This is a genomic window from Arthrobacter sp. Sr33, assembly GCF_054511195.1.
Genome location: NZ_JBTNDD010000019.1, coordinates 1 through 10,534, shown reverse-complemented (window position 1 = coordinate 10,534; position 10,534 = coordinate 1). Strand labels below are relative to the sequence as shown.

Sequence of the window (10,534 nt, the reverse complement as noted above, 5' to 3'; positions counted from 1 at the left end):
CTGTGAATCGCAGCGGTAAGTGGCGTTGTTTGCGCGGAATTCAGTGGCCGATGAGGAGTGCTTCGCGGGCGGCGTCGACAACCTCGGGGGTGAGTGTGTCGAGGTTGTTGAGGGCCTGGATGCGTTGGATTTGGGTGATGAGTCGATCAACGAGGCGGAAGTTCCCGGCGGTGATGCGGACGATGGTCGCGATCGCGGTGGTTTGTGCGAGGGGGTCGGTTGTTGTGGTGCTGGCGGGGAGTCGTTGGGTGAGGACGGCGGTGAGCTCCTCTGGGGTGAGTGGTCGGTATTCGTGGGCGAATCCGATGCGGCTGTAGAGCTGGGGGTAGCGGGCGAGTCTTTTCTCGATGCCGGGCATCCCGATGAGGATGACGCCCATGTGGTGGCGGTCGAAGTAGTCGCGGACTTGTTCGAGGCCAGTGGCCTTGAGCCGGTCAGCTTCATCGATGATGAGGAGTTCGGTGCGGCCACTCGATCGGGATTCGGTGTGGACGTAGGGGTCGACGACGCCGTGTTCGGCGTAGTCGACTGCGAAGGAGATCTGTTGGCAGGCTTTCGGGAAGCCGGTGTCGATTTGCCGGACGGTGGCGGCGACGGTGGGGGTGAAGAACGCTGTGCGCGCTTGGAGGACCGCGGGCGGCACGGGGCCGAGCTGGTCGGCGAACAGGGTGTGCCATTGTTCCCAGTCGTCGGCGGCTGCGTAGTGCCGGGCGGAAAGGGTTTTGCCGATGCCGGGCGGTCCCCAGCACAGCCCGATGTAGCGGTGGGTTCGGACGGCGTCGGCGAACTCGGTGAAGCGGCGGTGCTCCCTGGTACTGAGGAAAGGGGGACGGGTCGGTAGTGGTGGGGCGTCGTCGTTGACCTCGGCGAAGTCGCCGGTCAGGAAGCGGCGGCCGTCGTCATCTTTGCCGAAGAGGACTGTGTGCTTGGCGTTAGTCGGTCGCATAGAGACGCAATCTGTTCTGTCGGGGAGCTACCTCTACGGGCGGCGGCGCTGGAGTGGATTCCGCGTCGCTCGAGTCGGTCAGCCCGGTCAGGTGTGATGGATCGATCGGTGTGTAGCGGGTGTCGGTAGGGAGCGCGTCAGCGAGACTGCGGCGTTGCCGGAGTTGCTGTTTGAGCTCACGCCGGCGCGTGGCGCGGGCAGCCCGGAGCTCCTCTAGGGAGACGTGTTCGGCGGCGAGCTCGGGGGCGATAGCGCGGCAGAGGTACTCGTTGTTGAAGTAGACGCGGATCTCGCCGACATCGCGGGGGGTGAAGCGCACGGTGACATGCTCACCGACATAGGCGGCGAGGATGGGTGAGATGTATCGGGTGGAGGCGAACTGCACGCCGTCGCGCTGCACTTTCCGGGTGGCAGCTGCAGTGAGGAGGAGCAGGTCTAGGTCTTCGGGCCGGGCGGGGCTGCGCGGGATGAAACCGGAGGAGGCCCAACGGTGTGCGGGTGTGTCGCCGGTCTGGGAGTGATTGCGCTGGTTGTACTCGGTGACGATGAAGCGTTCAAGGATCCCGTCGAGTTGCTCGAGATTCAGCGACGGCGGTGAGACGGGTTTCCCGTTCGTGCCGTGGGGGATGTACCCGGGCAGGTGGGGCAGCAACTCGGTGGTGATCGTGCCGTAGAAGCGTTCGATCTTCCCGCGGCCCTGCGGGACGCCGACCTGTGAGTGGATGAGCTGAATGTGGGTGTCGAGGCACACCTGTTCGAGTCGGGCGGAGGTGAAGTCGGAGCCGTGGTCGCTGTAGAGGACATCGGGCAGACCGGACACAGGCCAGGCGGGATGCGTCTTGCGGTTCACGGCCTGATGCAGTGCCAGGGCGGTCTGCTCGGCAGTCGGGGCACCGAGGAACACGGTATAGCCGGCGACAGCACGCGAGTAGTCATCGAGTACGACGGTCAGCCACGGCCGCGCCGGGTCGCCGGCCTTGTCGAGGATCATGACGTCCAGCAGCGTGTGATCGGCCTGCCACTGCTCGTTCGGGTGGTCCGCGGTGCGACGGAAGGCCAGTTCGAACCTGTCCCGGTATGCGGCGTCCCCGTGATGGGCGAGGGTCCGCAGGCCCGGGTCGATGCCTGCGATGATCGCCCGGACGGTGGAATAGCTGGGCGCCGGGAGCCCGCGGTCGCGGGCGATGTCGGCTACCCGCCGGTGGATGAAGGCTTTGCTGGGTTCGGGCCGGCGAAGCGCCAAACCCTCGATAGTTTCCACGAGCTCTGCGGGAAGCCGCCTTCTACCGCGGTCACGCCGACGGGCTGGCCGGAGGCTGGTCGACGATGGATCGGTCCGGTACGTGCTGGCCCAACGGCTCAATGTCCGTAACGGAACCCCCGACTCCGCGGCGACACGGGTCCACGGAACGCCCTGGTCGTGCTGGCGCAGCAGGTCGATCTTGTCATGGACGCTGCGCCGCACCACGGTCGTCCGCCTCTATGCCCTGACGTCTTCGCCGAGATGGCGGTAGATCGTCCCACGCGAGACCCCGAACGTCTCCGCGATCTGCTGCACCGTGTATGTCTTCTCGTCATACATGGCCCGCGCCTGACGGATCTTCGTCGTACTCATCTTGATCCGCCCACCACCTTTACGCCCGCGAGCCCGCGCTGCAGCCAGGCCGTCCTTCGTACGCTCCACGATGAGATCGTGCTCGAACTCCGCGATCGCCGCGAGCATATGGAAAAACAACCGCCCGCCCGGAGTCGTCGTATCAATACCCTGCGAAAGCGCCTTCAACCCGACGCCCCGCTTCTCGAGCCCATCCACGACTTCCTTCAGATTCCGTACCGACCTGCCAAGTCGGTCGAGCTTCGTCACGACCAGGGTGTCACCGGCACGCAGATAGTCCAGCGCGTCATCGAGGGCTGGCCGCTTCGCAAGAACGCCGGAGGCGTGTTCGATGAAGACCTTTTTGCACCCGGCAGCTTCGAGCACATCGGTCTGACCGTCGAGATTCTGCTCCCGGGTCGACACGCGCGCATAACCAACAGCTGCCATAGCCCGAAACTGTACCGCGAACGTCGGTGACAGTACATAGGTCTCGGACACGGCCCATGGAACACGACGCACCGTTCCGAGTCCTCTTGCTGTTAAGTGTCTTATGGACGGTCGTTCGCGGACGCTGGCCGCGAATTGCTCCGTATGAGCGTAAAGATCTGGATCCGCGGCTCAGGATGAATGAATTCCTCGGTGCCTCAACAGGGACGCCCTTCGCGTGGCTCTGTGCGCAGCAGTTTCGATGGCTTCGCCACTATCCGGTGACCAGAGCTTTGAGGAGGGCGGCTGCCAGGCATAGTGCGGCCAGGGCCAAGCCCAGGATGAAGGTCTGAGGAACTACCCGTTCGCTTCGAAGATGTGCTACTACCCATCCCAGGCTGCCCAGTCGGACGACTGTGATGAGGATTGCCAGTTGCAGCGCAAACTCCGGGTCAATCCAGCCCACCAGTGCGGCGGTCATGAGAAGTGCGGGGCCGACCGCGGCTGATGCTATCGGTACTGCATGCCACGCCTCACGTTTGAGGTGCGACGTGGTTGCTTGGTCGGGTGCCGCTACCCGGATTCCGACGTGTTCGGCCAGCACGTGTGCGATGAAGGTTGAAGCGCCAGTGCCGATGATGTAGGTCAGAGCTTTGAAGGTGAGTAGGTCCTGTGGGTACAACGCGATAAGCGCAGCAAGGATCAGAATGTCCCCGTACACGAAAGCTGTGATCCTGCCCGAGGCGTCTTCCCTGCTGAGCGGCCGCTTCGAACGCAGGTGGAAAAGCTGATAGACCGAATCCCGGACAAAACGATATGTAGACCTCTTCAGGTGGTCCTGGTTCACAAACTGCTTCGCTCTCTCGTGTGTGGTGTCACGCGTGTGTCGACGCGATCGCCGAACGTCAGTGCACCGGAACCCGCCCTGCGTCGTCTGCCGTGCAGAAAGGGTTGTGGAAGACGCGATGAACGCATATCGCGTGGTCTCGCTGTTGATCTCCAGAATCCTGCCAAAGGCAGTGATGTAGAAGCGCAGCGGGTGCGACAGGTCTGAGGACAGATGAGTTAGGGCATATAGGGAGCGTAGTACGGTAGGGAGTCATCAAGGACAGGCACCAGTACGGTGAAGGAACCGCCCGCGTGAGTGACGGTCATTGGCACTACTGACCCTGCATCAGCGCCGGCTCGCTCAAAGATAAGCGGACCCGCACTCTCGAGACGAACCGAGTTCCTGCCGCGGACTAACATCCTTTCGGCTTCTCCCGCCACGGTGATCTCGAGCATAAGGTCCTTATTACCATCGTTGATGATGGTGCCCAGAACACGCCCAGGCTCCTCGGCGGACTCGCCAACAATCAGAATGTTCTGCAATCGGACGTTTCCGCTTGATTCGTGCACTCCGTTACTGGAGGAGTCTTTCATCCCTGTACCAATTGGGTTCGTGAACGAGCACCCACACAACGTCATTCCGAGCACTACAACACCGCCGATCGTTACAGCAGACTTAGCTCTTGTTCTCACCTGGGCTTGGAAGGCTCCTACACGCCGCGCTACGACCAAGGCATGATTGTGAGCTCGATTCCAAGGGCCAGGTAAAGGTGAACGCGGGTGCTGGGCCCTTGAGGTGGCGGCGGTCCATGTGCGGTCAGAACTGTTCACGCGAGCCTACTTCCAGTCAATTACTGCACCCGCTGGAGGTCTATCCCAGCCGCAGCATGCAGTCCTGTCCGCCGAAGAGTGCAGGGACTCTCGTTGCGACAACGAACTGGATATGGGGATGCTTCCCTCCATTACAATAAGTAAAGCAAACTTCACCTATTGTGGCTAGGGCCGCCGGCCAAGCTCACTCCAGGCCGTGGCCGTGGCAGTGCAGGTGCTGCGTTTCGCCTGTCTACTGTTCGTGCGTCGGACCCTGTGTTCTGAGTCGCTCCCAGCAGTACGGACGGCGACGGATCAGGCAGCGTACTGACATGAAGGTATCGTCCAGCTCGACCTTCTTAAAGGGGCTTCGTACTCGACTGCGGACCCGACGGACGTGTCGGACCCGGCGGTGATGTGTCCCTTTGTTCTGGTGGAGGCGGTGGTGTTCCTACGATGCCGCCGGCGACCATGATGACGAAACCGGCGACACCTATAGCTGGGGCGGACAGTGCTATGGAGGTGATCACGGTGAGCATCCCTACGACGATCATGATGAACGCTGCTTTGCGACGTCGTGGGGGGTGCGGGAAATTTGGGTGTTGCAGGCGCGGGGCGCGCTCAGAATCCTCGATCGCGAAACGCAGTTCGAGCTCCTCGAACCGGGAGCGTTCTTCGTCCGATAGTGCCATGACAGATTTCTCCTTACAGGTGTATTGGACCGGTCGTTGTTGGCCTCAGCATCGAGTTGGGTGAGAAGTCGACCGGTGTTGGCGGCACGAGCGGTCACTTGGTTGCCGATCGGCTGCCTTCGGCGGTTTCCGTGATCGTTTACGGCTTCGTGACATGCACGGCCAGACCTTGTGCCGGTGAGAGTTCTAGGGTGGTCCGGCCGAGCACAGCGCGGGAAGCGTGCTCGGGGAAGCTCCGACGGGGCAGGGGTCGAAGGTGAAGATGACCAGGGAACCGAGTGCGATGATGACCGCGGTGCAGGTGTAGAGCACGGCTTTGAGCATCATGCGTGTCCGGGCGGTGTCGGTGTAGTCGTTGATGATGACGCGAAGCCCGTTGGTGCCGTGGAGCATGGCCAGCCAGAGCATGATCAGGTCGAACCATTGCCAGAAGGGGTGTGCCCATTTGCCGGCGACGAAGGCGAAGTCGATTTGGTTGATCCCGTCGCCGAGCACGAGGTTCACGAAGAGGTGCACGAAGATCAGCACGACCAGGAGGGCGCCGGACCAGCGCATGAAAAGCCATGCGATCAGCTCGAAGTTGCTTCCTGTCATCGATCGGCTGCGGGGTGCCCTGATGGGGGCCCTTGTGCCGTCGTTTCGGGGCGTGCTCATGAGGGGAGCCCCAGACCGCACACACCGAGTTCCTGCAGCATGGCCTCGACGAGTTGCCCGGCAGGGTTGCTGGCGTCGATGGTGATGAAGGACGGAAATTCTACGAGCTCCCGGTAGGCCTCGTCGAAGGCGTGGAGGTGCTCGAGGGTCTCGGTGTCCGCGGCCCGCCGTCGGATCCTGCTGTAGGCGATGTCGGGTGGCACGTCGAAGTAGAAGACGATGTCGGGGGTAGGCAGGGCCTTGGACAGGAAGGGCAGGAACCAGCCTGATTTCAGGCCCCTCGCTTGCCTCAATGCCGCCTGGCAGTACAGGTATCGGTCCATGATGACGACCCTGCTACCTGGCCGGGCGCGCAGGTGAGAGATGAGCACGTTAATGCAGCGGATACTCGTCTCGACAGTATCGAGCAGGCGCACCGGGGGCTTGATTTTCCGCCTACCACACCAGGCCGTGATGCTCCGCCGCCCAGAACTGTTCTTGGTGAAGACCGCAGGATACTCGGCCGCGCTAAGCTGCTGCGCGAGCATCTGCCCGGCCGTCGTCTTGCCCGCCCCGTCGATTCCGGTCAGAACGATGATCATGGTCCGCCACCGCCGCGCGGGTAGCGGAAGAGCGTAGGGACGGTAGAAACCAAAGCATTGATGCGCTGTTCCATGACCTGCAATGCGGCGTCCGCAGCGGTGTCAACAGTCTCGTCGATGCTCTCAGCGTTGCCCTGGCCTGCTTCACCCAGCCCTGATTCTCGTTCTGGTGATCGGTGATCAGACTGGAACAGGCGGCCCCCGTCGATCATGGCCTCTTTCCAATCCTCGTGTCCGCCGCTTCCTGCCCCTCGGAGACAAGGATCTCCCGACGATGCATGGCATTGCGGTGAGGTCGGGCCAGGACACCGGCCGGCAGTGACCTGATGCTGGTGGGGGTACGGGTGGGCGCTCTCACGTTCTGTCCTTCCGTGTCGTTGTAGCGGTTGATCCGAAGATCGATAGGAGTGCGTCGACTTCCTGATGAGCGATCGCTGGGTGGCGAAAGTGCTGGTGCGCGTTGATGACATAGCGTGTGCGCCGTCCTTCCTTGATGCGCTGCAGGTATCCCGTGTCCTCCAGGTCCTTCAGGATGTGCAAGGTGGCCCTGCCGGTGATCCCGACCCGTGCGGCTATGTCATCGACCAGGGCGCTCGGGTCCCCAGCGACCACGATGAGGACATGCCCGTGGTTCGTCAGGAAAGTCCACGAATGGGCGTGGGCACCTCGTTGCTCTGGTGGCGTCATTAACGGTTGCTCTTCTGCTGGTGTCGGCCTCGCGCGCGCCAGAGGTACTGCGCCGCTTCTGATCTCAGAGCTATTCGTCACTGTCCTCGTCCTGCCCGTCGTCTTGTCCGTCGTCTTGTCCGTCGGGGCTGCCGTCTTGGTTTTCGGCGTCTTCCTGCTCCTCGACTCCCGGTCCTTGCGGCACTTGCGTGTCGTCGCATCCGGTGATCAGCAACGCCCCTGTAAGGAGGAGCCCGGACCCGAGGAGGGCTGTTCTGCGGTGTTTCATGAGGAGTTTCCTTCTGGTCGTAGCCCGGGGTCCTAATAGCGTGTATCGGCTGGCGATTGAGTGAAGATCGCCAGGAGCGCACCGATCTCCTTGTGCGAGGTCGCCGGGTGGCGGAAGTGCTTGTGTGGGTCGATGGTGTAGCGGGTGCGCCGTCCCTCCCGCATCCGGTACAGGTACCCGGTGTCCTCCAGATCCTTCAGGATCTGCAGTGTCTTGCGTGGGCTGATGCCGACCGTGGCGGCGATGTTCTCGACCAGGGGGTGCGGGTCCGTCGCGACGACCAGCAACACATGCCCGTGCTGGGTGAGAAACGTCCACGGGTGTCGTCGGGCGGTGCGGCGGCTGGTGTACAGGTCGACTGGTGTGGTGGGTCGATTGGTGGGCGCTGATGGCATTGTGATTCCTTTCCTGGACAGGTTTTGTTACGAGTGAGGGATGACGACAGCTCGGTGGCTAGTGGCGCGGTGCGTCGAAGTGGTCACCGCTGGAGGAGCGACCCGGTGTGCTTTGATCACCGCTGTGTGCGGCATCGTCCACCGGATCCTGATCAGCGTCAGGTGCCGGCGCAGCATCGACTGATGCGGCACGCGAGGCGCCAGGTGATGGGGCCTTGGCTGTGGTTTCCCGGCGGGTTCGCTTCCACAGGGGCTCGAGTTCTGCCAGTTCCTCGGGTTCCGCGGTGCGGAAGGGCGCTTCGGCGGGCGCAGGTGGTTCATGGCGTCCCTGGCCGCGGGTCTTGATGAGGCTGGCCGCGATGGAGACGGTGAGGATGGTGGTGATGACGGCGAGGGAGATCGTGGTGGGGATGTAGTAGAGGTCGATCTTCAGGGCCATCTTGATGCCCACCCAGATCAGGACGATCGCGAGTCCGATCTTGAGGTACACGAAGCGGTGGATGAGGTCGGCCAGGAGGAAGTACATGGCGCGCAGACCCAGGATCGCGAAGGCGTTGGCGGTGAAGACGAGGAACACCTCGTCGGTGACGGCGAAGATCGCAGGAATGGAGTCCACGGCGAAAACGATGTCGGTGACTTCGACCAGGACCAGGACCGCTAGAAGCGGGGTGGCGAGCAGGATCCCGTTCTTGCGGATGAGGAACCGCTGGCCATGGAAGGCATCGGTCATGGGCACGTAGCGGCGGAAGAGTTTCAGGGCACGGGATTTTGAGGGGTCGATGTGTTCGTTACGCTGGATGAGCATCCGGTACCCGGTGAAGAGCAGGAACGCGGCGAACAGGTAGAGGACCCAGCCGGCGCTGGCGATGATCGCGGATCCGGCGGCGATGAAGATCGCCCGGAAGACCAGGGCGCCGAGGACCCCGAAGAACAGGACCCGGTGCTGGTACTCGCGGGGGACGGCGAAGAACGTAAAGATGATGGCCCAGACGAAGACGTTGTCCACGGCCAGGGACTTCTCGATGAGGTAGCCGGCGAAGTACTGCTGACCGAACTCGGCCCCCCAGAACCGCCACACGATGGCGCCGAACGCGACGCCGAAGAACACCCAAACAGCCGACCAGGCCGCGGCCTCACGGACGCTGATCACATGGGCTTTACGATGGGCAACGAGATCGACGACGAGCATAATCAGGATGAAGCCGATGACGGCGAACCAGACCCACAACGGGACGTCCATGAATAAGCACCTTCCAGTTAGTTGTTGAACCAACTGGAGGTCTCTCCCGGCCGAGCGGAATCGGCCCTGTCCGCCGGAGGATGCTGGGATCCTCGTAGTGACGACGAACGGACAGGGGATACTCCCCTCCATGTACTGACAAGTGAAGCACAGTTCACCCATTATGGGAAGGGTTCTATCGACGACGTTCGCGTCCTGCTGTGCCGACTGCCTTGACGACGCTGGAGAGGAACCGCTCTTCGCCACGCTCTCTTACTGGAGGACTCAGATGAACCACTCGCCCTGGCGACCACCGGGAGCATGCTGCAACTGGCCGGAGGTGGGCGGTCGATCCGATGCGATGCTGCGGTTGGACCTGGACCTGGACCTGGACCTGGGCCTAGAGCAACAGAACTGCTGAAAGACTAATTGCTGAGAGACGAAGCATTCCTAGGCACACTGAATGGTCAATGTTAGCTTGATGGCCCCGGACGATTTAGGTTCGCTCTTATCAGGAGTGCCATGACCCGTGCAGCCCGCTCAAACTCAGACATCAGTCCGGCTGACGTGAGCGATGTGAGCCCTCATAGCTTCCGTCGACTGCGACGCATCAACGTCGTAGCCGGCTCGCTGCACCTCCTGCAGGCCGTGATCTTCACGATCATCCTGGCGATGCTCGACAACCAGGTCACGTTTCCCGTCACCGCGGACTACCTGGCAGGACCGCCCGGATTCCCGCTCCCGCCCGAGCGCGTGGAACTCTTCGCGGTCAACGTGGGCGCCGGCGTCGTGGTGTTCGTGGCACTGTCCGCCCTCTTCCACTTCGCGGTTGCCTCACCGGCATTCTTTCCGCGCTACGAAGCCGGCCTGAGGGTCCAACACAACTACTTCCGCTGGGTCGAGTACTCGCTAAGCTCGTCCGTGATGATCTGGCTCATCGCGCAAACCACCGGAATCACCGACATCGCAGCCCTCATCTGCCTGTTCGCCGTCAATGCGGCGATGATCGGCTTCGGCGCCCTTCAAGAGAAGTATGAGAGGCCCGGTAGCGGCAATTTCTTACCCTTCATCCTCGGATCACTGGCGGGGATCGTGCCCTGGATCGCCATTTTGATCTACTTCCTGTCCATCGGATCTACGAGCGCGGCGGAACCGCCCGCCTTCGTCTACGGGATCATCATCTCGCTGTTCCTGTTCTTCAACATTTTCGCCATCAACCAGCTGCTCCAGTACCGGCAGGTCGGTCCCTGGCGTGACTACCTGTACGGCGAACGCGCGTACATAATCCTCAGCCTCATCGCCAAGACCGCCCTAGCCTGGCAGGTGTTCTCCGGCGCGATCATCCCTGCCCTGACTAACTGAGCGGCACACCGGCGCTGGTGGGCCACCGAACGCTGCAAGAACCACGCCACTTATCGCTGCGATCCACAT

Annotated in this window: 14 protein-coding genes; 2 read left to right on the top strand and 12 right to left on the bottom strand. The window is 62.3% G+C overall.

The genetic code is table 11. The annotated features are described in order from the left end of the window. Positions 1-40 precede the first annotated feature (40 nt). The 12 genes from ACX80T_RS16155 to ACX80T_RS16100 form a co-directional block, all read right to left on the bottom strand. Complete coding sequence (locus tag ACX80T_RS16155; protein WP_024475801.1) at positions 41-946, bottom strand: AAA family ATPase; 906 nt, start codon at positions 944-946, stop codon at positions 41-43. Then, the gene (locus ACX80T_RS16150) at positions 933-2,414 is read right to left on the bottom strand and encodes a Mu transposase C-terminal domain-containing protein (RefSeq protein ID WP_024475802.1); all 1,482 of its coding nucleotides are present in this window, start codon (positions 2,412-2,414) and stop codon (positions 933-935) included. Before ACX80T_RS16150 ends, ACX80T_RS16155 begins: the two co-directional genes overlap by 14 nt. 12 nt (positions 2,415-2,426) lie before the next feature. Continuing rightward, positions 2,427-2,990, bottom strand: a complete 564-nt coding sequence (locus tag ACX80T_RS16145) for a recombinase family protein (RefSeq protein WP_024475803.1) — start codon at positions 2,988-2,990, stop codon at positions 2,427-2,429. A gap of 253 nt (positions 2,991-3,243) precedes the next feature. Further along, positions 3,244-3,690 carry a hypothetical protein gene (locus ACX80T_RS16140; protein WP_237715320.1) on the bottom strand — a complete coding sequence of 149 codons (447 nt, stop codon included), beginning with the start codon at positions 3,688-3,690 and terminating at the stop codon, positions 3,244-3,246. 1,276 nt (positions 3,691-4,966) lie between these two features. Continuing rightward, positions 4,967-5,299, bottom strand: coding sequence for a DUF3040 domain-containing protein (locus ACX80T_RS16135; RefSeq protein ID WP_084442800.1), 333 nt, complete (start codon positions 5,297-5,299; stop codon positions 4,967-4,969). Positions 5,300-5,485: 186 nt separating this feature from the next. Continuing rightward, complete coding sequence (locus tag ACX80T_RS16130; RefSeq protein WP_019483739.1) at positions 5,486-5,953, bottom strand: succinate dehydrogenase hydrophobic membrane anchor subunit; 468 nt, start codon at positions 5,951-5,953, stop codon at positions 5,486-5,488. Next, the gene (locus ACX80T_RS16125; RefSeq protein ID WP_019483738.1) at positions 5,950-6,534 is read right to left on the bottom strand and encodes a dTMP kinase; all 585 of its coding nucleotides are present in this window, start codon (positions 6,532-6,534) and stop codon (positions 5,950-5,952) included. The genes ACX80T_RS16130 and ACX80T_RS16125 overlap by 4 nt, the downstream gene beginning before the upstream one ends. Continuing rightward, the gene (locus ACX80T_RS16120) at positions 6,531-6,746 is read right to left on the bottom strand and encodes a hypothetical protein (RefSeq protein WP_019483737.1); all 216 of its coding nucleotides are present in this window, start codon (positions 6,744-6,746) and stop codon (positions 6,531-6,533) included. The genes ACX80T_RS16125 and ACX80T_RS16120 overlap by 4 nt, the downstream gene beginning before the upstream one ends. Before the next feature lie 142 nt (positions 6,747-6,888). Continuing rightward, positions 6,889-7,221 (bottom strand): helix-turn-helix transcriptional regulator, encoded by a 333-nt coding sequence (locus tag ACX80T_RS16115; protein ID WP_019483736.1) that lies wholly within the window; start codon positions 7,219-7,221, stop codon positions 6,889-6,891. Positions 7,222-7,291: 70 nt separating this feature from the next. Next, a complete protein-coding gene (locus ACX80T_RS16110) occupies positions 7,292-7,489 on the bottom strand; it encodes a hypothetical protein (protein ID WP_019483735.1) in 198 nt (65 codons plus the stop codon). A gap of 32 nt (positions 7,490-7,521) precedes the next feature. Beyond that, positions 7,522-7,884: a helix-turn-helix transcriptional regulator gene (locus tag ACX80T_RS16105; RefSeq protein ID WP_019483734.1), complete on the bottom strand. Its 363-nt coding sequence runs from the start codon at positions 7,882-7,884 to the stop codon at positions 7,522-7,524. 58 nt (positions 7,885-7,942) lie between these two features. Beyond that, complete coding sequence (locus ACX80T_RS16100; protein ID WP_019483733.1) at positions 7,943-9,124, bottom strand: TerC family protein; 1,182 nt, start codon at positions 9,122-9,124, stop codon at positions 7,943-7,945. Between the two features lie 268 nt (positions 9,125-9,392). Between ACX80T_RS16100 and ACX80T_RS16095 the strand changes: the two genes are divergently transcribed. Beyond that, positions 9,393-9,524, top strand: a complete 132-nt coding sequence (locus tag ACX80T_RS16095; protein WP_272944176.1) for a hypothetical protein — start codon at positions 9,393-9,395, stop codon at positions 9,522-9,524. A gap of 101 nt (positions 9,525-9,625) precedes the next feature. Further along, complete coding sequence (gene heR, locus ACX80T_RS16090) at positions 9,626-10,465, top strand: heliorhodopsin HeR (RefSeq protein ID WP_019483732.1); 840 nt, start codon at positions 9,626-9,628, stop codon at positions 10,463-10,465. Positions 10,466-10,534: the final 69 nt, after the last annotated feature.

Bases quoted from the DNA above. Each gene is read 5' to 3' on its own strand.
- ACX80T_RS16155 (WP_024475801.1), bottom strand. From the start codon at position 946: ATGCGACCGACTAACGCCAAGCACACAGTCCTCTTCGGCAAAGATGAC.
- ACX80T_RS16145 (WP_024475803.1), bottom strand. From the start codon at position 2,990: ATGGCAGCTGTTGGTTATGCGCGCGTGTCGACCCGGGAGCAGAATCTC.
- ACX80T_RS16135 (WP_084442800.1), bottom strand. From the start codon at position 5,299: ATGGCACTATCGGACGAAGAACGCTCCCGGTTCGAGGAGCTCGAACTG.
- ACX80T_RS16130 (WP_019483739.1), bottom strand. From the start codon at position 5,953: ATGAGCACGCCCCGAAACGACGGCACAAGGGCCCCCATCAGGGCACCC.
- ACX80T_RS16125 (WP_019483738.1), bottom strand. From the start codon at position 6,534: ATGATCATCGTTCTGACCGGAATCGACGGGGCGGGCAAGACGACGGCC.
- ACX80T_RS16120 (WP_019483737.1), bottom strand. From the start codon at position 6,746: ATGATCGACGGGGGCCGCCTGTTCCAGTCTGATCACCGATCACCAGAA.
- ACX80T_RS16115 (WP_019483736.1), bottom strand. From the start codon at position 7,221: ATGACGCCACCAGAGCAACGAGGTGCCCACGCCCATTCGTGGACTTTC.
- ACX80T_RS16110 (WP_019483735.1), bottom strand. From the start codon at position 7,489: ATGAAACACCGCAGAACAGCCCTCCTCGGGTCCGGGCTCCTCCTTACA.
- ACX80T_RS16105 (WP_019483734.1), bottom strand. From the start codon at position 7,884: ATGCCATCAGCGCCCACCAATCGACCCACCACACCAGTCGACCTGTAC.
- ACX80T_RS16100 (WP_019483733.1), bottom strand. From the start codon at position 9,124: ATGGACGTCCCGTTGTGGGTCTGGTTCGCCGTCATCGGCTTCATCCTG.
- ACX80T_RS16095 (WP_272944176.1), top strand. From the start codon at position 9,393: ATGAACCACTCGCCCTGGCGACCACCGGGAGCATGCTGCAACTGGCCG.
- heR (WP_019483732.1), top strand. From the start codon at position 9,626: ATGACCCGTGCAGCCCGCTCAAACTCAGACATCAGTCCGGCTGACGTG.